A 26,607-nucleotide genomic window follows, 5' to 3' on the forward strand; every position below is an offset into this window, starting at 1 on the left:
TCGACATCATTATAGGACCTACAGTTGGACAAAAAAAGGGAGTTTGGACCCACAGGACCAACCTCCTTAAATATCAACACCTGATCTTTAATTTTTACTATGCAAAGTTGACATTCATCACTTAATGCGTACCCCTGACGCGATAATCATCACGAGAGGATTGATCAGCATCATAGAACACAATATCGCCATCCTTCAGTTGGAATGTGGCGCCATATGGATCAGTAACACTGTAAACAAAACCTTCGCGCTTCCATTGATTAGTCAACGGAGCATAAATGTACTGGAGGTGCGGATCATCCAGACGTCCTGCACGAATGGTCTCTATGTTGAAGTTCACGATAATATAGCCATCCTTTAAGAAAAATGAAGCGTCTTCTCTGAACGAAAATTGCCGATGCAGCGGAAATCCTTTCTGCACAACATATACTTTAGATGGAATACCGAACTCGCCATACCATTGCTGCTCAGCAGCATAAGCTCGATATGGATTTACGCCATTCGGCAATTGAGTCGGTCCACGGAATAAGCGAAGCCCACCTGGCACCTTCATATGACTGAATCCACCTGTCTTTGTTGGGCGATCGACTTGTCTTAACCATTGCTGCATGAACACCTGCTCACTTTGAGAAAGCTGATGACGATACAGCTGATAAAAGGTTCGCCCAGTCTGTTCAATTTGAAGCGGATGAAGATTCCGAAGCCTTGCATTCAACGTAATTTCTCGCTCAATCGTATCGAATGATGAACCTATTCTTACAAAGTTCCGATCTGGTGCGTGGTAATACAAATCTACATCTTGACGGTATTTGCCATCTCGACTCACAAACTCAAATGTCGGCGTAATCCGAATAGAGTCGTTCAGTCCGAACATATTCCCCTTCGTCTTGAGGTCAAATTTGAAATGATAGCCTGGCTTGACGGTTACATTTTTGAAGCCACCATTCGGATGGCTTCCTCGCCTAATCGGCAAGGTGTAGCGCGAATCATTTCCCCTCGGGTTTCCATCGATATTACGCGTACCTAACCAATAATAGCGACCTGTATGTTCCTTACTCTTTTTCTGCTGACGGAAAGCAAGCTCCCAGTTCATATCCACAATATCGGTAATACGGAAGTCATACACGCGTCCAATAACTTCAACAGGCACTGTATCTGTTGCTATATGGTTGTTTACTTCCAAATTGTCGTCTTGCTGGGTAAGCGTATCGGAAGGAGCATTTTCAGCAAACGATCTGAAATGAACCGTATAATCCCCTTCATCTACCCACACAGGTAAATAGAAGGTGGTTGCTAGATCTCTTACAGGAATGCTGATCCATGTATTCCTTGGATAAAAGGTGGATTTATCAGCACTGTATACATCGAACTCAAATCTAACTTGCTTGTCTTTTATGTATTTTGCATAGTCTCGGTTTCCATAGCCTAATATGTTGCGGTGCTGCCCGGAAGTCGGAATATGTATCGTAAATGGTCGATCAAGAATAAATGCTCTCCTATTGAGGTTAGGCCTGGTCTTTTGATTATGTGCAGCATCATCCGTTGCGTTGGAATAGTTGACCGTAGGTGTGTGAACAGTGACGGTATTAATTCCGTTGATTGGAAAGCTTCTATTAGCTCCACCATTTACATTTCCTGAGACAAGATCGTAATAAATCGTTCCTGAACTAACGGTGTTTAACTTGTTCGTTAATTGACTATTAATCATATGGCTAGGTCTGTAAAGCACATCACGGCTGATAATCGTAGGTTGAGGAATATTCGTGGGAGTAGGACCGTCCTTAGTAGTTTCTCCACCATCCATGATGGTAGCCCCATTAAAAATCACTGTATCGTTATTCACTTGGCTCTGAGGTGTAGTTGACTCGGCCATACCTTTTAATCTGGATGTATCATCTGGAATAGAGGGTGGCCTATTTAATCCTCCCTTCAAAACAGGTGGCGTATAGCTAATATCTGGTGTATCTACTGGCCTTACATGACTATGTACGGAAGCATCGTGCTCTGAATTCAGAGTAGGTGGAGTGTAGCCACTTGGCAGCATGGTAGTCCTCCCACTAGGTAGAGCATAGTTCAGCATATCTGCACGATTGATTTTATATAGTTCGAGATTTTTAATTTGCCAATATGAATAATCGCGAGTAAAAGAAAACGAGTATGTTACATTTTGGGAGTCCCCCGCATGAATGGGTGGTCCAGGAACGCATCCTGTTTTTGTACAAATTGGAGGACCTGGCACTGTCCACTCTCTTACATATTTAATATCGGCTTTACAATTGTAGGTTACCTTGCCTTTCATTTGAACCCAGTCTTGTTTGAAGAGGTAATTGTCTGCAAACGCATTGGTAAAGAGAGATTCGGAAGTCGGAATACCTTTTGAAACATCGAAATGTTCGGCATCTCTACTATCCGCACGAATAACTCCCGCTGCATTAGGGTCCATATCATTCCGATTCATTGAAGCTCCAGATGATGCACTTCCTATGCTAAATGTACACTGGCCTGATCCTTTAGGAACATCACTATAAGCGGCATATATCTTCATTTCAGGATATTTATAAATTTCACCGTGAAAGGTTACATCCCATGCATTAAACCATGCACGAACTAGTCCATTTTTGCCATCACTAATAACTTCTCCACCAGGAGGCGAGCTATCAAATGTACCTTGAAACTCAAAATCAATTACCACATTCGTTTTATCCGAATCGTTTACAACTACATTTCGCACACCATGCACTTTTGATTCCTGCATACAATTTGCCGGGCATTTCCAATACTCTAAATCGCTCTCGTTAACAATTACCTTGGCTACTTGATTCATCTCAAATTCCATTCCATGCAATGAGGGAGAAAAGAATTTCTCGGTCAATCTGGAACCTGCAGTGATCCTTCTTTCTGACCACACTGTGTTGGTGTTATTTCCATATCTCCAACCAAACGTGGGTATACCATTACCAGCCGTACCAAATGCCCACTCACCACTAGAAGGCGGGAAAGGATCATTATTGGATTTCAAAAAATACCGTTCATTCTTATAATCATACATCCAGTAATCCCCGGAAGGAGATCGAAACCACGCAAAATACCCCTGATATTGGCCATGAGCTTTTGCAGTAAGTTGAACTTTGTCTCCTGAAATATCACCAATATTCCAGGTTGTGTCATTAACCTTAGTTAAGTTCTTTACGAGTTTCCCATGAATATCGTAAATGGCCACTGCTGAAGCAGCCACGTTATTTTTCTTCGGTACGCTAACCGTCGTGTAGTGTAATTTACTTAATGGGATATAGTGATTTTTCGAGGAATCTACTTTACCGATACCACCGTAAAAAGTTACGTTTCCGATCGACTCATAGCCACTTGGGACGGCAGCGGATACTGTCATATTGATTCCAAGCAAGTTCGTTATGGTAGCAAGCAAGCTTACCACCATAACGAATAAAACGGATCTTTTTATCATTTCATCACCTACTGACTACTGATGATAGTTGGTATTGAGTTTACCATTGTAAATTGGAATGTAGCTTCCTTGCCAATTGCCCATTCCTCCAAAAATAAATCTGAAAGCTTTATCAGAAACGAAGTTTCCTTTAGGAAAAAGTGTACCTGTTGCAAATGATACAGTGCCACTCGATAGTTTCGAGACATCTACAAACGATTGAAATTGCTCATACTTGGCATTCCAAGGCATAATTCCATACGTTCTATCAGGTTTTCTTGGATTTTTCACGTTCTCTGGCATCTCATACCAATCATCATTTTGGAACGCAATTTGGCATGGGAATAATCTTTCTACATTTAATTTCCCTGTTATTTTTGTCTCGCTAATGCCCATAACAGCATAACCGTCCGAGTCTTTTAATTTGTGATACTTCCCGTTACCAACCCAGGCATATTCCTTATCTTCAATTAACTTTCTATTAGGATCTTTAGGATCACCAAGGTCAATGGCAACAAGTTGAGTAACCTTACAGGTTGCTTTTCCATCAGGAGATTGGCTTATCATTGCTTTATTATCAAATGGTTTGCCATTAAAAGAATCTTGGAAATATCTCGGCAGCATCGTCATAATGTTCGTATCATGCCAGTACAACTCCGCTGCTGAAACCGCGTATTTATCAACAGAAAGCTTCGCACCGCTCTTCACCTTTAGCATTCTTTCGATAACAGAAATAGCTTGGGCACGCGTCGTGCTTCCTTCTGGTGATAGAACTCCTGGTGCAGTTCCTGAAATCAGTCCGTTCTTCGTTGCAAGATACATCCACTGTTTATCCTCTGCTTTCAGATCAAGTGCTCTAACCGCAACTTTGGACATTTCTTCACGGCTCAATGGCTTATTCCAATCTGCACCTACGAAATCACCTTCTACAAAAATCCCGGATGTCTTGGCAGCATCTACATACTTCACATACCATAACCCATTCGCTGCAGATTCAACTGGTAGATTCAAAGCAGAAACCGCCATCTTCACAAACTCAGCACGAGATACTTTGGCATTAGGTAGAAACTTTCCTGTAGGATATCCCGTTACATAGCCTCTTTTAACAGCCTCGTAGATCGCCCCTTCTGCCCAGTGCCCTGCTACATCACTAAATGTAACAGCAACCGCACCATTAACCGTCGAAGCGGAAGCCGCAGATGATAGACTTACCTGCACACTGCCGCCTAAAAATACTGACAATGCCGTCATTGCAACAAGCGCTTTTCTCTTCATCATAAATAAATCCTCCTCGTAGTTGTTCGATTGATTCCCTATCTAGTTAAATAGATGTGAAAATGAAAACGGAATACTATGCGAGTCAGTTGTATAGAAACATAGAGGTTGGACGAGTAAGAGTGTCCTCGCATCAAAAACGTGATCTTGCATGCATTGAGTAGAATGAAAATAGGCTAACACCTAGAGGACTGACTTAATTGAAGTAATGGAGTAATTAATAAAGGAAAAATATAGGCGGTTAAGTCTTATATCGGCACATACCTTATAAGACTTAAGTCCTATAGAACAAAAAACAGCCGAACGCACCTATATAAGGTCAACGTCCGGCTGCCTGCCGTCCAAGATTTGTATAATTAACTCTATTATACTGCTCTACATCACAATAGCAAGTTAGAAATACTTATCACGCTCTGCATAAATGAAAAAACAATTTATCAAACTTCCTGCTCCCCAAAGTAAGCATCCAATAAGCGTACAAACAAGTTCGGGAAGGCATATTCTTCCCGATCATTAGGCCCAATAAACGCATATCCCTCCGGTACTGCCGCATCTTCAGCTATGCTGCAGCGGAATACCCGCATCTGCCAGTGGATATGGCTAAACGTATGCTCTGCATCCATAAACCGCTCCATCGGCAGCACAGCAAGCCCTTCCTGATGCAAGGCACCTCGCAGCATATCTTGAGCTTCTGCATCGGGAAGTCCCGCTACGCTCATTTGCTTTGGCACCAAGATGTGAGGCATTTCCCACATCCGAGCCAGCAACCCACTCTCAGGACGCTGACGCATAAGCAGCTTGCCTTTGTTAACACCAGTTCCTTCAATAAGAGCAGCATAGCGCAGCTCTGGCTTCGGCGGCTTCGCCTTCGTCTTAATCGGCAGCAGCGTCTCTTCTCCTGCCAAACGGCCTGCACAATGCTCCATCACAGGGCATAGCAAACAAGCTGGCGACTTCGGTGTGCAGACAAGTGCACCAAGCTCCATAATGGCCTGATTGAAGTCAGAAGCATGTCCATCTGGAATAAGGTCACGCGCAATATGCTCGATATGAACTCGCGTAGCAGGCTTAGCAATATCATCATGCAGACGGAAATAGCGTGACAATACACGCATAACATTGCCATCTACAGCTGGCTCAGAACGATTGAACGCGATGCTCATAATCGCGCCTGTCGTGTATGGGCCGACCCCTTTTAAGGAAGCGACAGCTGCTTTGTCATTAGGCACAACTCCAGCGTATTTTTCCTTCACTTCACGCGCTCCAGCCTGCAAGTTGCGTGCTCTTGAATAATAGCCAAGTCCTTCCCAAGCCTTCAACACTTCTTCCTCTGGAGCATCTGCCAAAGCAGTCGGCGTAGGAAACTTCGTGATAAATCTTTCGAAATATGGAATGACGGTGCTGACTCGCGTCTGCTGCAGCATAATCTCCGACACCCATGTGTAGTAAGCATTATGTTGACGGCGCCATGGCAAGTCCCGACGGTTATCTAAATACCATCGAAGCAATTCGCGGCTAAAATATCGTTGTTGCTCCTCCATAAAAGTCTCCCCAATCCTCTATTCTCGATCCTCTATGTTTCTTTCTATCTCTAGTTATGACGATACCAACTACTTATTGCTGTTCATTATTTATTATGATAAATATCCAAAAGTCCATTATACATCAGCAGCCTGTATTGTGAACGTTCTGCCAACAAACGGTTATCATGCTTGCCTATCTCTATCGCTCCTTACTATACTGATAACATAAGGAAATATAAGACAATCTAGCAAAGCAACTTTACCTATTTAACTCCATGAAGCATACATGGTAATCGTCACACAGAGAGGATGAGATAACAAAAATGAGGATACATAACAATAAAGAGACCTCGCATCTGCAGCAACCTAACCATAGAAGACACTTAAGGAAGAAACCATTGCTTCTGTCTTCATTCCTGCTATTGATCACGATAAGTTTGACAGCATGCGGCGGAGGAACGCAGCAGCAAAGTGCCCAGCTCGAAGGCCCGGCAGATGCTGTTGAAGTGTACAAAAATTCATGCTTAGCATGTCATGCAGCGGATTTAAGCGGCAAGATGGGACCTGAAACGAATTTGACTACTATTGGCGATCGCCTGACGAAAGAACAAATTGTAACCATCATCAAAGAAGGCAAAGGCAGAATGCCTACTCAAAGTGGGCGTGTCAGCGATGAAGACGCCGAAAAGGTCGCCGCATGGCTTGCAACGAAAAAGGAACAGGCAAAATAACCGATAACGACTCACCACGATCATTTCAAAATAACAAATAAGGTCATGCAGGCTTCTACTATTGAGAAGCACATGGCCTTTTTAGCATGAATGTCATAATCCTTGCAAATCTGTAAGTTTCCTGTCATCTCATTCGATAGTTCCCGCACTCCTCCCTTGGTATAGTAGTCAACAGATACACGACATGCTATCAATAACCTACTACGGAGGATTTACAACATGAAAAAAGCTACTATAACGATGCTAGTCATCATGATGATGGCTATTTTAACTGGCTGTATAGATCAAGCGAATGGACTTATCCTTTATGGAGAAGAAGCTAAGCTGAACCAAGTGGCAGACAAGTATAAAGATGATATTAAATCACAAACAATCTACAACGTGAAAAAAGTCAGTACCCAAGGAAAAGAAGTTCTTGTCTTATCTGAGTCGACAGCACGCAATTTAATTCGAATGGAGCTGTGGAATGAAGTGAAAAACGAAACGCAGCTAAGCGTTCTAAAAGGAATGCCAACGATCGGAAACGAAAGTGGCTTACTGTTCGCCAAACCCGAGGACAAGCATATTGAAATGAATGGTCTAAACGTCAGCTACCAAGGTAACTGTGTAATCGGAGAATCTAGACGCTACACGGATGCCTATGTAGTTGTAAAGGACAGTTCATTCGAAACGATAAAAGGCACACTAAAGCAAATGACAGTTCTGCATACTAAAAAGAGCATGGACAAAGAGCTTGTAACGATTAAAGATTATACGGATGCCTTTCAACTCGTAAAATTGACTGCCATCAATTAAATAAAGGAACGACGACAACCTCCATTCTAACTGACAACAGTAGGAAATGGAGGTTTGTGTTTTATTGCTCAACGACACAAACGGCTGATGCGATATGCGGTTGATGGGAAATGCTAATATGAATTCGCGTATGCTCAGCTTCAAGCCCTAACCGCTTCCATCCTGATCGACTAAGCTCTACATAAGGTTTGCCTGATTCCGCAGGAAGGACCTCAATATCTTGAAATCCAAGGACTGAACCGATTCCACAGCCAAATGCTTTGACGACCGCCTCTTTGGCAGCAAAGCGACCTGCTACCCATTCTAAGGATCTCGACTCATATTGTTGAAGAAGCGCAAGCTCTCGCGGCGTCAAGATACGCTGCAAGTAGCGTTCTCTGCTCTTTCCATCCAATAAACGACCAATGCGATCAATTTCTAAAATATCATGACCAAGACCGAGTATCATCCTATCCCGCCTTCCCTTTTCATCGAATCAAAAACAACGTGCACTCATTATCTTATGAAGAACCATGGTTTGCAAATAGATAAGACAGCTCGTATGCCAATCTCGCATTATAGTAAAATCAGCATTTCTCCTCCTCTATTAATCTAGTCCGATCTGGCAACTCTCTCATATATTACAGTATCTTCTCAAATAAAAGGAGGAAGCAAGATGTCGTATTACAACAATTGCGGATGGGGCGGTAATTACGGCGGCAACTACGGAGGTTATGGCGGTCAAAATGATGGTCTAAAAGGTCCATTGGCTATCCTGAAAAAAATCTCTCTTGGCACTACGATTAGCGTACACTTCGACTCTGTAGAACGTGTTGGTAGATATCTAGGGATTGAAAATGGCACTGTCCTTCTACTCGTAAACGGAACCATATACTATATCTCTATTAAGAAAATTACTGCAATCGACATACCATAACCATTCACAGTATGTAAAAATAGAGGGCTGCCTCACCAGCCCTCTCTCTTAACTCAATCGCCCCTACAAACATCCTCCTCAATGAACTCGACAGCAGTTACTGCTATTCGCAGTACGTACATAAATAGAACGACGATAAAGGTTATTTAAAATTTCCCAAGCTGTGAGCTTCACTGCAGTTCAATACCTATTCCCAACTCATCGGCTTGCCTCGTATACCAAGCTGCTACTGCTACATCAAATACAGCCAAGCCCATGGGAGCAAACCAGATTCGTTCCTGCCACGCTGTATCTATTTTCACCTTACCAGCAATGACATCGGACAGCGTAACCGCATGCTCTTCCTGCAGCCCTTCATCAAGGTGAAGACGCTCTATATCTGTATCTGCCCGACATACTTCATCCCAACTATCTACAACAACTAGGCCGCTGCTTGCCTTAGCTTCAGGTAAATAGTCACGAAGGGATACATGCATAAGAATGCTGCCCTCTTTGGAGGGAATATGAATATATCTTGCACTGGAAGCTGTGCAAGTAAATACGATATCGGCGCCTAGGTATGCCTCCTGCCACGTCGCAACCGCCCTTACAGGCACATTATTAGCAACCGGCAATGAGAAACTGATTTCTCGCTTATCATAAACACGAATCTCTTCAATTCGTTCACTAAACAAACTCGTTAACATATTTACATGATGCTGGCCAATCGGCCCCATCCCAATGACGGCAACTTGCAATTCATCCCCTTGACGTTCTTGCAGCAGCTTGCTCAATAGTGCAGCACTAACAGCAGTAGTCCGTATCGTACTAATCAAGCTACCATTAATAATATAGTTTGGAATTCCCGTATCTGGATCATTTAAAATCGTGACACTATTTGCCCTTGGCAGACCTATATTCACATTGTTAGGATAGCTAGCAATCCACTTCATACCTGCTGCACGAATCGGCCTGCTAATATAAGCTGGCATGGCAATAATTCGATTGCTTGCATCCCCAAATTTTAAATAGGGCTTAATGGGCTGTGCATAGTCCCCCTCGCCATAGGCGAGGGAAACTTCTGCTATTACATCACTTAAAGCTGCCCACGGAATGCCAATCTGCCGCAAGTCGTCTTCCGTTATATATTTCACGCGATCTCCACCCCGCCTTCACTTGCTTGCCGTGCACGGACTTGATCCAGTGCTTCCTTGCCAAAAAATTTGGCAATCCATTGATCATCATAAACGGTCTCTAAATATCTCTCCCCTCTATCAGGGAGTATCAATGCACAGGTAGAACCTGGAGCTATTCGATCCTGAACCTTCTCCAAAGCAGCGATCATGCCACCCGAAGAACCCCCAACGAGAATGGATTCCAAGCGAGCAAGGCGTCTACACCCAATAATGCATTCCAGATCGTCAACCTCTACAATGTCATCGATTCCGTCTTCGGGGCATAGTGCTGGCCTCACAGCCGCACCAAGTCCTGGAAGTAATCGACGCTGTTTCGGTCTATTGCTGCCAAATATCGAGCTACCAAGGGCATCAACCGCAATAACCTTTGTTGCAAGTCGATTAGCACGAATATATTCAATACAGCCACGAATCGTCCCGCAGGTGCTTACTCCGCAAAGCAAATAGTCTATTCGCGGTAAATCAGTTGCAATCTCCGCCATCGTCGTCTGCTGGTGAGAAAGTGGGTTATTCATATTGCCATATTGATTGGGCCAAAATGCATGGGGAAGCTTACGCAGCCAATGGCGCACTCTGGCCAAGCGAGCGGGCAAATATTCACCTGTCGCCGAATCTGGCTCACGAACAAGATCGATGCGAGCCCCGTAGGCACGTAATATGCGTATATTCGTTAACGTCGTACGAGGATCAACGACACAAATGAACGTACATCCAATCAGATTACAAATTTGCGCCAAGCCAATCGCAAGATTACCCGAACTTGATTCGACAACTACTGACCCTGGTCGAAGCTTACCTTCACGCAAAGCCTCTTGCAGCATCACTTTGGCTGGGCGATCCTTTATACTTCCGCCGGGGTTCAGCATTTCCAACTTTACATACGCATCGAATGAAGCATGTTTGAACAAGCGCTGCAGCTTAACCACTGGCGTATTACCAATGACCGTCATCATATGCGCATGAGCGCTCACACTTACCACACCCTTCTCTTTGACTGCAACTCTTATTCTTGAACGTATAGCTTCTTCTGCTTCACTGCCTGATGGTTCAGGCTTGGTACCGCATTCGGATCTTGTAAATTGACGAGATGTACATTCATGTCCTCTAAAATACCAGAATCAATCATTTGCCCAATCTCAGGAATAGCCTCATGCAAGCTAGAGCGAATCTTCTGATAAAGGACGTTGTCGATAGGCTGAGGACTGTCGATATACACATGAAGTTGGTTATGCTCTACGATGACGCGTACATCTGCTTGTTTTACATGTTGGAATACAGCATCTTCGATATCGTATAGGCTAATTTTCTCACCATGCTTCAACTCAGGGCCAATTCGTTTGACGATAGCTTCAAATGTCGTTACATGTCGTCCATCTATCAGCTCTGTACGGAGATCACGAACGACATCATAGGTCACATAGCGCAGGACAGGGAATCGTCTACGGACGAAAGAGGTTAGCACAAGAACTTGTTCTCCTGCAGGCAAATGGATATCAGGCAACCCTACTTCCGCAGGAGATACACCTTCTGCTGTAATGCCCTCCATCAGGACGTAGCGCCCACTGCTTGCATCATAATAAGCCATTGTGCCAACCTCGATGCTGCCATACGTATCTTTCACATCGTCAGCAGCAATACCGAATACATCTGCCATCCGCTTCCGCCATGCTGGAGCTGCTACTTCTCCTACTAGAATGACAATTTGAATCCCCCAATCAAAGCCAGCGGGTGCCGCCTTGACGAGACGATCCAAAATGGAAGGCATCGTATACAATACTTCCGGACGATGCTCTGCGATGCAGGCCAGATGCTCTTCTACAGGCTGTTGGAACGGAATCGTCCAGCATTGCATATTTAGCTTCTCGAAGATCTCCTGCGCTGTAGCGGCCGCATGCCCCGTCCCCATATCACTGAGAGCTCTCGTTAACCCCCTGCCTTCCAGCAGCTTGCCGAACAACTGCACTTTATGCTCGACATACGCCTCCTCGTCTGCGGCATCATAACCAATTGCTTTTCTCCTTTTTCCACTCGTGCCCGATGTTCGATAGACATTCCAATTGGGTTCCTGCACTAACTCTGTCTCGTCGAAATAAGGAAGCAGCCTATCATGTGTGAGCAATGGTAGTTTAGGCCAACTATCGATATACGCTCCTTCCAGCAGAGTCGTATACCAAGGGTAAAGCTGTTTTACTTCCTGCAGCTTTGCTGCAACATGCGGGGCGTTTATCTCTACCATTATGGCAACCCTACTTTCAAGATTGTTCATACTATACTATGCAGAACTTTCGAGCCCGTCTGCCCAATCCTCCTTAACATGACAGGCATAGCTTATATTAAAAAGAGGTGGTGCATAGAATATGGCTACTAAAAGTAGGCGTATAGCAAGCAAGTGGATAAAAACAGCGGTACTAGTACGCAACAAAATCGTACGCCGGGCAATTCCACAGACAATGCTTTACCGAGCTTCCGCATTGGATAAGCTCCTTAGGCGTCACGGCATGGTGTATGTAAAGCCTGATCATGGTTCACAAGGTAGAGGGGTTATGCGTGTTCAGCAAAATAATGCCAAAGGCACCTCATTCTCTGTGCAACGTGGCGACCGAATCCGTTCGGGTCTTACTTGGCGCAAACTAGTTAAAGAGCTCAAACCTTATACTCGCAGCCGTGTCCATGTCGTACAACAAGGTATCGATTTGCTTCGCTATAACGGACGATTACTAGATATAAGAGCTGTGACGCAAGTTGATCGTAAATGGAATTGGCATTTTACAGGCATGGTTGCTCGTATTGCTCAACCACGCAAAGCTGTTACAAACGGTAGTCAAGGTGCTGATATTACACCTGTTCCCTATGTCTTTACACGCACCGGTAGATCAATGGACACGTATCATCAACTAGACGCTGATATTCGCCACCTTTGTCTAAAGGGAGCCCAAGTCCTATCTCGCAAATACCCATTTCTACAAGAGCTTGGATTCGATATCGCCCTTGATCAAAAGCTTCGCCCATGGATTCTAGAAGTAAATACGAGACCAGATATAAAGCCTTTTAGTAAAATATCCGACCTGACGATGTATAACCGCATACGACGCTACCGCCGCAATTTTAAATAGGTGCATCTAATAGGCTGATAGATTACTTGCTGTACAAACCGCAAGCTGGTCTATCGTTACCCTATTGCTCTGTGGCTTTTTCATAGCGCATAAAGGCAAAAAGGCTTACTCTCCTCAACCTCTTTTGCGGAGCGGTAAGCCTTTTAGGGGTAATAGTAGACTATAAATTGAATTCTATCGCTATTGGTTCGAATCGGTTCGGTGATTATCCTAGCTTCGCCCCGTACATATTCTAGTTGCATTCAACTCCTCTTTCTTCATAACTGCTGATCTGCCGCTACTGTTTACTGCAGCATTACATTTGTACAAATACCTTTCATTCGTCAACCTATTTATATTAAAATAAAGTTAACATATATATATCTATGAACTAGATGCTCCATTAGGAGGTATTTATGGATCCGAAGCAGAAACAGGAACTGCTCCTGAAGGACAAGCAGTACGTATGGCATCCATTCACACAAATGAAAGACTATGAACATAGCGATCATCTGCTTATTGAGCGTGCAGAAGGCATCTTTTTAATCGATGCGGATGGTCGCCGCTATTACGATACGGTTTCTTCGTGGTGGTGCAACGTGCACGGGCACGGACACCCTAGAATCAAAGCGGCTATTCAGCGCCAATTGGACGCATTTGACCATATTATGTTCAGCGGACTAACACATGCGCCAGGCATTGAGCTGGCGGAAAAGCTGGTCGACATTACTCCGGAGGGCCTTAATAAAGTGTTCTACTCGGATAATGGCTCGACGGCGGTTGAAGTGGCGCTGAAAATGTCATTCCAATATTGGCAGCAGATCGGGCTGAAGTCGAAGACGAAATTTGTCTATCTCGACGGAAGCTATCACGGCGATACGTTGGGCGCCGTAAGTGTGGGCGGCGTGGCGCTGTATCACGCCCTGTTCAAGCCGCTGCTCTTCCACGCACACCGTGTACCGGCTGCGGATTTGAGGCAGGCTCGGGGGGCGCGGGCTAAGGTGACGTCAGGGCTGGGGCAGGAGTGTAGGACAGAGTCGAAATTTGAAGCAGTACTGCAACAAACTTGTGGTAGAGAGTCAAAGCTAACGGTGGATATGATACAGGCTGAAGCTATGGTGCCGCAACTTGGTTCGCATCTATATCAGGAACGTGATGTAGACACGAATCTCGTGCGAGGCACGAGGAAGTCAGGCACAAGCACAGCGAGTGAAGACACTGGTGCCGCGGCTAGGCTCGAGAGCGAGCGCAAAGTTGCGGAGCAGGCGTTAGCCGCCGTGCGCGAGCTATTTGAACGTGAAGGCGACACGATCGCAGGGATCGTCGTGGAGCCGATGCTCATGGGCGCAGGCGGCATGATTATGACGCCGGCTGCGTACATGCAAGGGCTGCGGGAGCTATGCACGCAGCATCATGTCCACCTCATCGCTGACGAGGTGGCAACGGGCTTCGGTCGTACAGGCAAAATGTTTGCCTGCGAACACGCTGGAGTGAGCCCTGACATCATGTGCCTGAGCAAAGGGCTTACAGCTGGCGTTATGCCGCTGGCCGTAACCTTATGCACGGATGCTATTTATGCTGCGTTCTATGATGACTACCATACGCAGAAGACGTTCTTTCACGGCCATAGCTTCACCGGTAACCCGGTCGCTTGCGCCGTGGCACTTGAAAGCTTGCGCTTGTTCGAGGAAGAGAATGTCCTCGAACGAGCGCAAGCCTCCGCCGTCGCGCTGGCAGCTGCTCTGCGCGACTCTGGATTGACCGCACTGCCGCACGTCGCTGATGTGCGCCAGCTCGGCCTCGTCGCAGCGTTCGACCTGTATGCAGATGCCGAACGCCGCGAGCCCTTCCGCCCCGAGCAGCGCATCGGGGCGACCATTTACCAAGCAGGCTTCGAAGAAGGACTCATTCTCCGCCCGCTTGGGGACACGCTCTACTTCTGGCTGCCGCTATGCGTCACGCCAGAAGAGGTGCGCGATATCGTTGCGCGCACCGTGCGTGTCCTTCGGCGCGTGTTGTCATAACGACTCCCACACGCCGAACCCAACAGCGAGGGGGACTCCGTTACCAATCCGTAAACGGAGCCCTCCTCGCCCAACAAAGAAGCGCTTGTCCTTAACAATCCCAGGACAGGCGCTTCTTTCACTTACTACCACTTGCTTCTCATTTTTATCTGACATCCCAACAGCACCCTGTAGTCTCCGCTCAGCTAATTTAGTAATGCTACAGCCTAGCTAGAAGCGAACACGCAGACGGTTAAGTAATTTAATCATCACATAGCCAATAAGAAGTCCAACACCAAATCCGATCCCGTAGCCAATTTTTCCACTGTAATGTTGATGATATACATAAAATCCGAAAAATAACCCGCTGCTTATCGCAAAGCCGATAATTAAAATTTTCTCCCATATGGGAACAACAACCCACTTCCCGTTATGTTCAGCATGATTGAAACGATAGTGAACTATCCCTAGTCCAATTGTAACTAGCAAAATAAACAAGGAAGGATAACTGCCATACTGCATATCAAAAAAATAAGTAGTTAGCGGATAGTGATTATAATTCTGTAGTATTGAAATCTCATAAAGATGAGAGACCGTTCTGAAACTCCATCTTATAAACTCCGGATAATATATGACGACAAACGTAAATGCAATATGCGCTACTAACGAACCGCTAATCGTACCGACAAACATACCGATTGAATATGCAGACAGAACCACAAGCAGAAGCTTCCCTATATACGTAACATAATCTTCCCACATCATCATAAAGCTAAAATCCAAAGCATATAGCATGACGATATCGAGCAATACATTTATCAATATAGAAATAACTATAAACGTTACACCAATCAATAACTTCGTTATATACATTTGACTACGAGAATATGGCAATGAAAAGCTAAGCTCCTGTCTATGAGCGTGTCGTTCTAGACCAAGCTGATAGATAGCCAAAATCAAACTCATTACTATCATCGTAGATAAAAAGCTTGATAATAAATCCGTCACCATCCAGAAGCCAGCTGGGGTCTCTTTCAACTCTCTAATGATATGCATGAGTTCCCCATAGATTTCCCCTGACTGCATTATAGAATAATAACGAATATGCGTATAAGGAAGCGCAAAAAATCCAACGACGAGCATCGCAAGCAGCATCAGCCTCGCCTGCCTAAATTCCTTCCACCACAATCCTCGATCAAAAAGGTTACGCAGCATCGCCATCACCTCCTGACTTCCATGTGAACCAATCTTCAAGCGTTAAGGGTAATTCGTCAATGAGCAGTTTACTGTTATCACTCAGAAGCGTATACAACTCATCAGATTCCATCAACACTGTATGTACAGGACCAATCTGCTGTAAAACGTGAACGCAAGGCTGATCCAGCATCTGAGCAGATGCACCCTCTGTAAACACAATTTGCAGCTTGCGTACTTGCTGCTGCAATTGCTCTAACGTCCACTGCTCATCGGTCTTACCATCCCGCAGCAAAACAATTTTGTCCGCTATTCGATCTAGCTCATGGAGCATATGCGTAGAAATGACGATGCTGCTTTCTGGTGTCAGTGCCCCCATTATGATTGCGAGCAATTGCTTCTTAGCGATGACATCTACCCCATTCGTCGGTTCATCCAACAAAATATATCGCGCCCTCGTAGCAAGTCCTAACGTTGTACTGAAGAGCATTTTCATTCCCTTAGACAGTTTGCGCACCTTCTGTCCTTCCGCCAAACCGAATTCCTTAAGTGTGATCTGGAAAAAGTCCATATCGAATTTTGGATAAATCCGCGCAAACATTTTAGCGCACTCCCCCAGCCCGTAGCCTTCCAACGCAGTTGGCGCATCTGGGATAAATACGAGATCTCGCTTCACTTCCGGCTTCGTATGAACATCAATGCCATCCAACGTTACTTTTCCGCCATCAGGGTCATATATACCCACTATCGTACGCAGCATCGTTGTCTTTCCTGTTCCATTCCTTCCGAGCAATCCTACAATTTGGCCAGGCTCTACCTCAAAGGATGCTCCACTTAGTACTTGCCTGTTGTCGATACGTTTTGCAATCGTTTCAATCCGCAGCATGATAACCCTCCCCAAGCATATGACTTGCTTCGTCTACCATTTCTCGAAATTGTGCTTTCGTCATACCTAGATGCTTCGCTTCCACCGTTAAACGCTGCAGCTCATGCCGAAGTGCTTCGATACGCTCTGCTGCCATTCTAGGAACCGATGGCTCTAATACGAATGTTCCCTTCCCTCTAATCGTCTGGATCACTCCCTGACGTTCAAGCTCTTGATAAGCTTTACTTACCGTATTTGGATTAATTAATAACGTAGAAGACAGTTCTCTTACCGAAGGTACTTTGTCTCCAGCCTTCATGATGTCTTTAGCAACTAGCTCTTTCATTTGCTCTACAATTTGCTCATAAATAGGAGAAGAACTTCGTTGTTGCAGCTGTATCATGTTCAACCTCCTTCCTACTCCATCTCAATCGATAAAAATCTTCCAGTAGGTATGTTACGAGATGATATATCGTCTACACCTCTCATTTATCTGGCCCACTAACGGCGATTTCACTTAATGCAGCGATAAACCGTAAATTAGTTAAGTGTATTATTTGAAGTAGTACACTTAACACACAATAAACCACCATCCTTGAATTGTCAAATTTTTCTCATTTTTGTAACCAACTAATCATGAAGTTTTGCATACAACAGCTACTCACTATGATACAATCACCTGTAAAACCGAATCGAACCGTTGAAGATAAGGAGGAAGCGCTTTGAGCTATCATTTTAATTTGAATATGCTAGGTGAGTCCGATATGGGTAATCGTAAAGAAACGCTTTACGGGAGCCGCGTCGTTCGAGGAACACTTCATTTGCCCCCAGGAGGAGCAAAAGCCGTACAAGGCACACTTCTCATCTGCCACGGATTTAAAGGTTTCAAAGATTGGGGATTCTTCCCCTTTGCTGCTGAACAACTCGCTATTTTAACGAATCTGAATGTCGTTCGTTTCAACTTCTCACACAATGGTGTAGGTGCTGACATGGGCTCATTCAGTGAACCTGAACGCTTCGCCGTGAATACATATGAACGCGAACAAGAGGATTTGGCGTCTGTACTGGCACTTGTCCATTCGGAAGCTTTTAAGCAATGGAAAGAACAATTATATGCCAGCTTAGCTTTATCCAACCCGATTCGCATTCCCTCCTTTGATTCACGCATGCTTGTCCAAGCCGATCACACCTCTAATGAACCTATATTTATTCTGGGGCACAGCCGTGGCGGTGCAACGGCATTGTTGTATGCACTTGATTATTCCGAGCATATTGCAGGCGTCCTTACCTGGAATGGAGTCACCAATGTCGATCTCTTCTCTACGGAGCAAAAAGAAAATCTTCGTACAACAGGTCGTTCACAAGTGATCAATGCACGTACGGGAGAAGCTCTTCCACTAGATGCCGTAGTGCTAGAGGACTTAGAACGAAATGCCGATAAATATCAAATTATTGAGCGTATGTCTACTGCTCAGTTTCCTCTTATTATGATTCAGGGCTCTAACGATCTACCAGGATTTTGCGAAGGTTCATCACGATTACAGCAGCAATATAAAGAAGCTGAGTGGGTTATTATTGACGAGGCAGGACATACATTTCAGGCCGTGCATCCCTTCCAAGGCACAACTCCCCAGCTAAATGAGGCAATTGAGCATAGTGCAGCATGGTTGAAGAAGCAATTGCAGTGCCGTGATAAGTAAGGTAAACGAAAGTGCTTTTGTAGAGGATAAGTAATAGTTGAATACTATTAGATTTGCAACCTGCCCCATTCCGACCATACAGACAACAAATAGATGCCTTGTTCAATCGAAAATGAAGGTGGTTAGTTCAGCTTAATTGTGCTAATCACCATTTGAGCATAAGATCAGTAGGCCGCAAAACAAGAGTTGAGTTTAACAAGCATCGTTTTTGATGGTTTCGTTTGCGCACAAAGAACATATCGCTAATTTGTCCACACAAAAGTGGACACGACCAACATATAACTGGGTTTGAACAACTTATTGTTGTAAGCAATAGATGTAGTGTATTAAACCTCATTAATGTCTATATATAGAGTGTACCGTGCGGCTCCATCTATCTCTTGTTTTAAAATTAGTGCTTAGAAAGACATTGTTGTGCTTTTTTCCACCTGTAGTGGACTTGTCTAATTGGTATGCATGGATAACATTAACTAAGGAATTACCTCGTGACTTGTAGCAGTGTCGCATTTCATTTTATTTTATTTATTTCACTTTTCTCTTCTTTACTGTTCTGCACGTTACTTTATGTTACTGCTCAGCTCTATTCATTTCTGTTCTTCACTTCGTTCAGCATAGCAACACAAATACTAATGATATCGCGAGAGGTTTATGACATCATGTTATCCAAACAACAGCTTAGCATCGTCGTATTTACAACCATTTCTGGATTAACGACTTCTTATCTCTTAGGCTTGCCTCTTATTCTAGGCTTTACCATTGGCTTTCTTTCGTTGCTGATATTTTCGAACAGCCGAGGAACGGACCGTCGAACCCTAATTAATGCCATTAAAGATGGAGCTTCCCGTACACAAGAAGTAATCTGGATACTGTTCATGGTCGGCTTGATTATTCCAACATGGACATTAAGCGGTACGATTCCCTATTTGATTGGCCAAGGGATTCAATGGATACATCCTGCATATATGACGACACTCACCTTCTGGTTTGCCGCATTGTTCTCCATGATGCTCGGTACCTCTACGGGAACATTGAGTGCAGTCGGAATTCCGATGATGGGGGTCGCTTCGCTTACTGGTGTTCCATTACCCATTATGGCTGGTGCCCTCGTGTCAGGTGCGTTCGTTGGGGATCGTACATCTCCATTTTCAAGTGCACACCGACTCGTTGCAGACTCAACGGGGACCACGGTGCGTGCACAGTATCGGTTTCTAATGCCTACGACAGGATTGGCACTAGGTTCAGCAACCGTTTTCTTTTTCATTATCGACTACATAGGAAATTGGCAGGTACCGCACTCCGCTCTACAACTCGATATCTATCGAGAACATTTTGTCTTTAGCCCATGGCTCGTTATGCCTGCTGTCGTACTTATTACTGCTATCTTGTTCCGTCTGAAGACGCGACATGCATTTATGCTATCCATCGCAGTTGCAATTTTGGTAGGTTCCTTGCTCCAAGATGTCAGCCCATTTACCTGGCTACACAGTATGCTTCACGGCTACACCAACACGGAGCTCCCTGCCTTGCATACAAAAGGCTTATTAAATATGGTCGATCTTGTGCTGTTAATTGCTCTTGCTGGATCATTCAACGGGATTCTTGAACACACTCGATCACTAGAACCGTACATGAGTGCATTAATTGGCCACAACTCTTCCATGGCACAAGCGACTGCACGCATCGGCTTATTCGGTCTTGGCTTGGGCGCGGTCTCATGTACGCAAACATTGCCGATCATGATGTCAGGACGCAACGTACTTCCCATATGGTCACAGCGCTTTCAGCGAGAACATTTGTCTCGGATCATATCCGATACGGCACTCGTATTTGCTGCTATGATTCCTTGGAATATGCTCGCTGTATTATGCGCAACCATCGTAAACGTCCCGGTTCATCAGTACATTCCCTATGCCATTTTCCTTTGGAGCTTACCTTTATGGACTTTTATTGTGTCTTTAACAATAGGTTCTAGAATTGACTCGGTTGCAGTGGTGGATGCTCATCCCAAGTCTGATGCTTCTTAGCCTACTATATAATTAGTGCTATTCATCAAAAAAACATCCCGTCTCACTATAAGGTGGGCGGGATGTTTTATGTAATTATATGCCTGGAATGATAGCACGTTTATGTTCCGTTTTATTGTACTGGCGCTCAATCTTCTCCTGAACATCAGTAGGCACTTCTTTGCCTTCCAAATAGTCGCTGTTATGCTCGTAGGAAATACCAAGTTCCTTCTCATCCGTTTGACCTGCCCACAAACCTGCCGTTGGAGCCTTATCCAACACGCTCTGTGGAACGCCCAAATGACGTGCCAACTGACGAACTTGACGTTTATTAAGTGAGGAAAGCGGTGTGATATCTACCGCGCCATCGCCCCATTTCGTATAGAAGCCTGTCAAAGCCTCAGAGGCATGGTCGGTACCAACAACTAATAAGTTCAAGTCAAACGCCAATGCATACTGCGTAACCATACGCACACGAGCTTTCACATTTCCTTTGCCTGGGATGCTAAGATGACGATACTGTCCAATTTGCTTCAACGCATGCTCGGATTCCAAGGCAATTTCATTAACCGCCTCTTCGATGTTCGTCTCAACTGTGTGTTCCAAGTGAAATGCTTTTGCTACCGCATAGCTATCTTGAATATCTTCCTGCTGGCCATAAGGCTGGAAGACGCCTAACGTCATATACGGTTGACCTGTTTCTGCCGACAATTCATCTGTCGCCTGCTTACAAAGACTTGCTGCAACTGCACTATCAATACCGCCACTAATCGCAATTAACAAACCAGATGTACCCGACTGCTTCACATATTGTTTAAGAAAATCTACGCGCTTGCGAACCTCTGCTGCTTCGTCAATTTCCTTCTGTACCCCGAATCGCTTGACGATCTCTTCCTGTAAGCTCATCTATTCTTTCTCCTTCCTTGTGCAAAAATCCCCGCGCATCAAGTGCGCGGGGGATATTAGGTCTTAACGACAGTGCTTATCAAATGCTGCAGTCAGCTCTGCAGCAATGTCTTCAGCAGAACGGTTTTCAATGCTAAGACGCTCAATAAAATGAACCAGTTCTCCGTCCTTCATCAATGCAATCGATGGAGAAGATGGAGGATATGGTGCGAAATATTCGCGTGCCTTTGCTGTCGCTTCTTTGTCTTGTCCTGCGAATACAGTGAACAAATGATCAGGTGTAACTTCATGCTCCAATGCTTTGCGCACACCTGGACGGCATTGACCTGCTGCACATCCGCATACAGAGTTAACAACGACAAGCGCTGTTCCCTTCGCGTTTGGAAGCTTCTCTTCTACTTGCTCTGCTGTTGTAAGCTCTTCGATACCCATCGAAGTAAGCTCCGTACGCATTGGTGTTACCATATCACGCATATATTGCTCAAATGACATTGACATCTCACATTCACTCCTACATAAATAGATTCCGATAGAACGCCCTCCCGTTCTATATCGACTCTATTGTAACGAAGCACCATTGCGAAATGCAAACAAAATCCGAACAATCCATAATTACTGTTCCTATTTAAGTAGAAGGACGATTTGGCCCATTCAACTTTTTATCAATACCAACATTTCCTCCGGCACGTGACTTCCGTGCCTGATTTTCCTTATCTTGCTGCTGCTGAGCTTTTGAATCTTCAGACATAAGATAAGCCTCCTTTCTCCTGCATAATCACACGTATTATGTGCTTTCTGCAGCAGACTTATCCTCCATAACAGGCTGTTCCTTCATTTTCATCATCCAATAACCAAGCAATAGTAAGCCTATAAACACCCACTGTATGGTAGACAACCCCAATGTTGTCTTAACTTGTACGGAAGTAAAGCTAATCAGCATACCCAACACTCCACTTACGATTAGCGTCCAACGCGCATCTTCCCCTGTACCTAGAGCACTTCTGCGCAGCCACAAACCAGCTAGCAGCAGAATACACCATATCGACTCGAATGGTGGAAGTGCAGCCGCTAATGTAGGAGGCAAAGGGAACGGAGTGTATCCTTCAGGTGTCATGCCTGCATAAGCATAAATAAACCCGTATACGGCTACCGCAAACAATGCACCATGCGCAGTCAGATCTGCAAGAATTTGAAGCCTTATTTGCTGTTTGCGAGCAAAATACACAGTCCAAGCCACCAAACCAATGATCATGAGCACATTTCCATTCCATGATGTACCTTGTAAAAAGAGTAATGCTTTAGGCTGCTGCCATAATATCGAAGGCGCATCCCATAAATACCCGAATTTTTCGTTTAAGATAACAACAAGCAATATGGTTAACATCCAATCGGTGTAGCCACGAAGCTTTATCCCCTCTAACCTTAGACGCAGAAGCATGACTCCACCTGCCAATACCAAGGCAACCAACAAAATAAACAAGTCAATTTGTAACGTTAATGAACCTAGTTGTATCGCTCCCACAATCGACCTCCATATATGGATTCACAGTTCAATCTTTTTACATATCATAACATAACAACAATATCCACTCATCCGATATAACTAACTAATACGGGATGTCTCTCCAGATGTATCATTTATACTTGGCGAAGGTACAACACTGATACACTTCTCATATGCTGCATTGGCTTCAACTTGAAAAGACACGATAAATGTCGTTCCACGGCCAATCTCAGAATCAATGCTTATAACACCTCCATGCCGTTCGACAATACTCAAGCATAACGGCAAACCCAAACCTGTCCCCTTCGCCTTCGTTGTATAGAAAGGCTCAAACATTCGCTCTTGAACCGCGACAGGAATCCCTAGTCCGTTATCACGAACAATGAGCTCTACTACACCTTCATGAAATCTTGTTTGTATCGTTAACACGCCCTTTGGCTCCATGGATTCCATCGCATTGCGTGCCAAGTTCAGCAGCAATTGCTTCATTTCCTTCGAATTAATGAGTAGCTCAGGAACATCTTCAGCAAGCTGCAAATGAATCTCTTGTCCACGCATATTGGCATCTGCCCATAGCAAGGGACTAATATTGGAGATAATATCGTGCAAATGCATGAATTCCTTTTCCACGATTCGATTTTGCGCTAGCGATAAAAAGTCGTTAATAATCATATTTGCACGATCTAATTCTTCCATTACAATCGCATAATAATCATTGAGATGTTCCGGGCTCTTACGCTGCATCAATTGAATAAAGCCACGTACAACAGCCATAGGATTTCGGATCTCATGTGTAATACTAGCTGCCATTTGCCCCACTAAACTCAAGCGTTCCATGTTCCCCATTTCGGCTCTCAGTTGCGATAACTCCGTAATATCATGAGCCATTCCTACAGCACCAACAATTTCTCCGCTTTCCTGATTCCGCATAGAGGCAGTACGAACGAGATATTTCCGATTAAAATGCTGGATCACCTCAGATTGCGGCGGCTCTCCACTCAATACGCGACCAAGCATGAAATCGTCTTTGGATAATAGCTCATATTCTTCAGAGAACGAATAATAGCAGCGACCAATAATATCAACATTAGTAAGCAGTGGATTGTACTGCTGCAGCATACGAAGCATCATTTGATTAACAGCAGTAATTCGCGCATTAGCGTCCACAGCAAGTACAGCCAATGGTGTCTCATCGATAAGTTGATGCATCTTCTGTGCCTCTTGTCGATACTGACGCCATACCATTTGATATCCCTGCTGAAGAAATGCCTTCTCACGAACGTACTCCATCATGTAAATAATCGCGCACGAAGCACATAAGAACACCGTTGCATACATGCCCATAAACAATAAAATATGCGTTTGCATCTGGATATGATGATCCCATAAGCTTAATGAATAAATAATGAAATGAAGCAGCATTCCTAGCGAAGCAACACCCATGAGCATGAGTATTCGCTTAGGAGCACTAGATTGCTGGAAGTAATTAAGCATTAAAAATAAAAGAGGAGCAACATATAGCAGTGAATCCGACCACCATATGTAATGATCATGCCATGCGTGCATCATGAGCATAACAATGATGTACATCGCCGTTAACATAATCCCTACCCGATAACCTCCATATAGGAAACCAACCATGAACGGGATAAGGCGAAAATCAAACGGAAGATTCGTCTCGGGGAAATACATAAATGAGAACAACATACAAAAAAGTAACGACAACGCTGAAAACAGAAAGAGATATACATGCGCTCTTCCTATACGCTCTGGCCGCATCAAGCAAATATGGTAAGTAAAAGCCGGAAAATAAGCGATCAACACTTGTAGCAATGTATCTTTGAATGCGACGTACAATGTGTCCTTGAAAGCAGCGAACATGGTTATCGTTATCAACTCCAATAGTTATCGTTGATTTTTTCCCTGATTAAACCATAAAATGCTGTCGTTGTACAACAATAATGTTGAAATTTTTAGATATTTTTTAACAAAACTCTGCAACCTACAGCAACCTTCAACAAAAAACTACACCAACCATTAACTTGTTCAATCAGCAAAATGAAGGGTACAATAGGGAAAAAGAAACGTTTACGCATAAGGAGATGGCTATGCAAGCAGATGTAGTAGTAATCGGTGGAGGACCTTCTGGACTAATGGCGTCTATCGCAGCAGCAGAACAAGGCGCCCAAGTAGTACTTATAGATAAAGGAGACAAGCTAGGTCGTAAACTAGCCATTAGTGGCGGAGGTCGCTGCAACGTTACAAATAATAAATCACGCGAGGAATTTATTCGCTATGTGCCTGGTAATGGGCGGTTCTTATACAGCGCATGGAATCATTTTAATCCCGAGCTTATTATTGCTTTTTTCGAAAATCTTGGTATTAAGCTCAAGGAAGAGGACAACGGAAGAATGTTCCCTGTTTCGGACAAAGCTAAGACGGTCGTCGACGCCTTAATAGGAGAAGTTCGCAAACTGGGTGTTACGATTCGGACCATGTCTCCTGTTGACCATGTTCGCTACGATGAGGAAGGAGTAAGCGGCGTTCAATTACGAGACGGCACGTACATTCATACAAAGTCCGTTATTATCGCAAGTGGTGGAAAGTCTGTTCCACAAACAGGCTCTACTGGAGATGGATATGCATGGGCAGAAGCAGCAGGTCATACGATAACCGAACTGTTCCCGACAGAAGTTCCACTCACCTCGAATGCTTCCTTTATTCGAGAAGGTTCTCTACAGGGACTCTCACTTCGTGATATTGAGTTGACCGTATGGAACGATCGCAGTAAGAAGCTCGTTCAGCATGAGGGTGATATGATATTCACTCACTTTGGCCTATCAGGACCAGCTGTACTGCGCTGTAGTCAGTATGTCGTGAAGGAGCTAAAACGTACTGGCTTATCTACCGTGCTGCTCACAATCGACTTGAAGCCTAATGAATCAGAAGAGCAGCTTGCCAGCTATCTTATGAAGCTTTGCCGTTTGGAGCCAAAGAAGGCAATCAAAAATATTTTGAAGCAAGCTATCCCAGAGCGCATGCTGCCCGTCTTATGTAAAATGGCTGAATTGGATGAGTCTATTACCTATGATAATATTCCTAAGCAGCCTTGGCTTAAGTTTTGTCAGCTAGTCAAAGCATTTCCGATTAAAATAAGTGGTACCAAATCAATCGAAGAAGCATTTGTCACTGGCGGTGGAGTGAATCTAAAAGAAATTGATCCTAAATCTATGCAATCGCGCTTGAAGCCGGGACTTTTCTTTTGCGGAGAAATTCTAGATATACACGGTTACACCGGCGGCTATAATATTACAGCAGCATTCGCTACCGGATATACAGCAGGCATGCATGCCGGACAACTTCACCAACAGTAAGCTGAGTAAGTAAATACGAATTATAAACAACTTCTCCTCGCTTCCTAGCAGACGACTATAGATATCAAATCTACTGTAAGCTGCAGCAAAGGCGAGGAGAAATGTAATT

General features: G+C 44.4%; 24 protein-coding genes. 8 read left to right on the top strand and 16 right to left on the bottom strand.

Translation table 11 applies throughout. The features are described 5' to 3' along the window. Window positions 1-121 precede the first annotated feature (121 nt). The 3 genes from IFO66_RS19825 to mutY form a co-directional block, all read right to left on the bottom strand. Window positions 122-3,463 (bottom strand): DUF5704 domain-containing protein, encoded by a 3,342-nt coding sequence (locus IFO66_RS19825; protein ID WP_225445928.1) that lies wholly within the window; start codon window positions 3,461-3,463, stop codon window positions 122-124. Window positions 3,464-3,478: 15 nt separating this feature from the next. Beyond that, window positions 3,479-4,720, bottom strand: a complete 1,242-nt coding sequence (locus tag IFO66_RS19830; protein WP_192026822.1) for an S-layer homology domain-containing protein — start codon at window positions 4,718-4,720, stop codon at window positions 3,479-3,481. A 434-nt stretch (window positions 4,721-5,154) separates the two neighbouring features. Then, on the bottom strand, window positions 5,155-6,258 hold the full coding sequence (gene mutY / locus IFO66_RS19835; protein WP_192026823.1) for an A/G-specific adenine glycosylase: 1,104 nt from the start codon (window positions 6,256-6,258) through the stop codon (window positions 5,155-5,157). 380 nt (window positions 6,259-6,638) lie between these two features. Here mutY and IFO66_RS19840 point away from each other — a divergent pair, with 380 nt between their 5' ends. Both IFO66_RS19840 and IFO66_RS19845 read left to right on the top strand, forming a co-directional pair. Then, window positions 6,639-6,971, top strand: coding sequence for a c-type cytochrome (locus IFO66_RS19840; protein ID WP_225445929.1), 333 nt, complete (start codon window positions 6,639-6,641; stop codon window positions 6,969-6,971). A 219-nt stretch (window positions 6,972-7,190) separates the two neighbouring features. Next, window positions 7,191-7,766 (top strand): lipoprotein BA_5634 family protein, encoded by a 576-nt coding sequence (locus tag IFO66_RS19845; protein WP_192026825.1) that lies wholly within the window; start codon window positions 7,191-7,193, stop codon window positions 7,764-7,766. A 61-nt stretch (window positions 7,767-7,827) separates the two neighbouring features. Here IFO66_RS19845 and acpS read toward each other — a convergent pair whose 3' ends face one another. Further along, a complete protein-coding gene (gene acpS / locus IFO66_RS19850) occupies window positions 7,828-8,214 on the bottom strand; it encodes a holo-ACP synthase (protein ID WP_192026826.1) in 387 nt (128 codons plus the stop codon). Window positions 8,215-8,421: 207 nt separating this feature from the next. Between acpS and IFO66_RS19855 the strand changes: the two genes are divergently transcribed. After that, window positions 8,422-8,682: a hypothetical protein gene (locus IFO66_RS19855; protein WP_192026827.1), complete on the top strand. Its 261-nt coding sequence runs from the start codon at window positions 8,422-8,424 to the stop codon at window positions 8,680-8,682. A 170-nt stretch (window positions 8,683-8,852) separates the two neighbouring features. On the opposite strand, the gene IFO66_RS19860 is transcribed toward IFO66_RS19855, so the two are convergent. The 3 genes from IFO66_RS19860 to IFO66_RS19870 are packed head-to-tail and all read right to left on the bottom strand — an operon-like array spanning window position 8,853 to window position 12,093. Next, the gene (locus IFO66_RS19860; RefSeq protein WP_192026828.1) at window positions 8,853-9,815 is read right to left on the bottom strand and encodes a 2,3-diaminopropionate biosynthesis protein SbnB; all 963 of its coding nucleotides are present in this window, start codon (window positions 9,813-9,815) and stop codon (window positions 8,853-8,855) included. After that, window positions 9,812-10,828, bottom strand: a complete 1,017-nt coding sequence (gene sbnA, locus IFO66_RS19865; RefSeq protein ID WP_337913444.1) for a 2,3-diaminopropionate biosynthesis protein SbnA — start codon at window positions 10,826-10,828, stop codon at window positions 9,812-9,814. Before sbnA ends, IFO66_RS19860 begins: the two co-directional genes overlap by 4 nt. A gap of 32 nt (window positions 10,829-10,860) precedes the next feature. Next, on the bottom strand, window positions 10,861-12,093 hold the full coding sequence (locus IFO66_RS19870) for a phenylacetate--CoA ligase family protein (protein WP_192026829.1): 1,233 nt from the start codon (window positions 12,091-12,093) through the stop codon (window positions 10,861-10,863). A 121-nt stretch (window positions 12,094-12,214) separates the two neighbouring features. Between IFO66_RS19870 and IFO66_RS19875 the strand changes: the two genes are divergently transcribed. Continuing rightward, complete coding sequence (locus IFO66_RS19875; RefSeq protein WP_192026830.1) at window positions 12,215-12,970, top strand: YheC/YheD family protein; 756 nt, start codon at window positions 12,215-12,217, stop codon at window positions 12,968-12,970. A gap of 395 nt (window positions 12,971-13,365) precedes the next feature. Continuing rightward, window positions 13,366-14,973: an aminotransferase family protein gene (locus IFO66_RS23900; protein WP_225445930.1), complete on the top strand. Its 1,608-nt coding sequence runs from the start codon at window positions 13,366-13,368 to the stop codon at window positions 14,971-14,973. On the opposite strand, the gene IFO66_RS19890 is transcribed toward IFO66_RS23900, so the two are convergent. The 4 genes from IFO66_RS19890 to IFO66_RS19905 are packed head-to-tail and all read right to left on the bottom strand — an operon-like array spanning window position 14,968 to window position 17,414. Continuing rightward, window positions 14,968-15,129: a hypothetical protein gene (locus IFO66_RS19890; RefSeq protein WP_192026831.1), complete on the bottom strand. Its 162-nt coding sequence runs from the start codon at window positions 15,127-15,129 to the stop codon at window positions 14,968-14,970. The genes IFO66_RS23900 and IFO66_RS19890 overlap by 6 nt on opposite strands. 54 nt (window positions 15,130-15,183) lie before the next feature. Further along, window positions 15,184-16,167 carry a hypothetical protein gene (locus IFO66_RS19895; protein WP_192026832.1) on the bottom strand — a complete coding sequence of 328 codons (984 nt, stop codon included), beginning with the start codon at window positions 16,165-16,167 and terminating at the stop codon, window positions 15,184-15,186. Further along, window positions 16,157-17,032 (bottom strand): ABC transporter ATP-binding protein, encoded by an 876-nt coding sequence (locus IFO66_RS19900; protein WP_192026833.1) that lies wholly within the window; start codon window positions 17,030-17,032, stop codon window positions 16,157-16,159. Before IFO66_RS19900 ends, IFO66_RS19895 begins: the two co-directional genes overlap by 11 nt. Continuing rightward, window positions 17,019-17,414, bottom strand: a complete 396-nt coding sequence (locus IFO66_RS19905) for a GntR family transcriptional regulator (RefSeq protein WP_192026834.1) — start codon at window positions 17,412-17,414, stop codon at window positions 17,019-17,021. Before IFO66_RS19905 ends, IFO66_RS19900 begins: the two co-directional genes overlap by 14 nt. Before the next feature lie 319 nt (window positions 17,415-17,733). Between IFO66_RS19905 and IFO66_RS19910 the strand changes: the two genes are divergently transcribed. Both IFO66_RS19910 and IFO66_RS19915 read left to right on the top strand, forming a co-directional pair. After that, window positions 17,734-18,711 (top strand): alpha/beta hydrolase family protein, encoded by a 978-nt coding sequence (locus tag IFO66_RS19910; RefSeq protein WP_192026835.1) that lies wholly within the window; start codon window positions 17,734-17,736, stop codon window positions 18,709-18,711. Between the two features lie 656 nt (window positions 18,712-19,367). Then, the gene (locus IFO66_RS19915) at window positions 19,368-20,735 is read left to right on the top strand and encodes a Na+/H+ antiporter NhaC family protein (RefSeq protein ID WP_192026836.1); all 1,368 of its coding nucleotides are present in this window, start codon (window positions 19,368-19,370) and stop codon (window positions 20,733-20,735) included. A gap of 75 nt (window positions 20,736-20,810) precedes the next feature. Here IFO66_RS19915 and nadE read toward each other — a convergent pair whose 3' ends face one another. From nadE to IFO66_RS19940, 5 genes are all read right to left on the bottom strand, one after another. Beyond that, window positions 20,811-21,620 (bottom strand): ammonia-dependent NAD(+) synthetase, encoded by an 810-nt coding sequence (gene nadE / locus IFO66_RS19920; RefSeq protein ID WP_192026837.1) that lies wholly within the window; start codon window positions 21,618-21,620, stop codon window positions 20,811-20,813. Window positions 21,621-21,683: 63 nt separating this feature from the next. Continuing rightward, window positions 21,684-22,118 carry a BrxA/BrxB family bacilliredoxin gene (locus IFO66_RS19925; protein WP_192026838.1) on the bottom strand — a complete coding sequence of 145 codons (435 nt, stop codon included), beginning with the start codon at window positions 22,116-22,118 and terminating at the stop codon, window positions 21,684-21,686. Between the two features lie 127 nt (window positions 22,119-22,245). Next, window positions 22,246-22,368: a spore protein gene (locus tag IFO66_RS19930; RefSeq protein ID WP_192026839.1), complete on the bottom strand. Its 123-nt coding sequence runs from the start codon at window positions 22,366-22,368 to the stop codon at window positions 22,246-22,248. Window positions 22,369-22,404: 36 nt separating this feature from the next. Further along, window positions 22,405-23,142: a prolipoprotein diacylglyceryl transferase gene (locus IFO66_RS19935; protein ID WP_192026840.1), complete on the bottom strand. Its 738-nt coding sequence runs from the start codon at window positions 23,140-23,142 to the stop codon at window positions 22,405-22,407. An 81-nt stretch (window positions 23,143-23,223) separates the two neighbouring features. Further along, a complete protein-coding gene (locus IFO66_RS19940) occupies window positions 23,224-25,005 on the bottom strand; it encodes a two-component system sensor histidine kinase NtrB (protein ID WP_192026841.1) in 1,782 nt (593 codons plus the stop codon). 227 nt (window positions 25,006-25,232) lie between these two features. On the opposite strand from IFO66_RS19940, the gene IFO66_RS19945 reads away from it, so the two are divergent. After that, window positions 25,233-26,498, top strand: coding sequence for a BaiN/RdsA family NAD(P)/FAD-dependent oxidoreductase (locus IFO66_RS19945; RefSeq protein ID WP_192026842.1), 1,266 nt, complete (start codon window positions 25,233-25,235; stop codon window positions 26,496-26,498). Window positions 26,499-26,607: the final 109 nt, after the last annotated feature.

The organism is Paenibacillus arenosi, from assembly GCF_014841135.1.
GTDB lineage: Bacteria > Bacillota > Bacilli > Paenibacillales > Paenibacillaceae > Paenibacillus_B > Paenibacillus_B arenosi.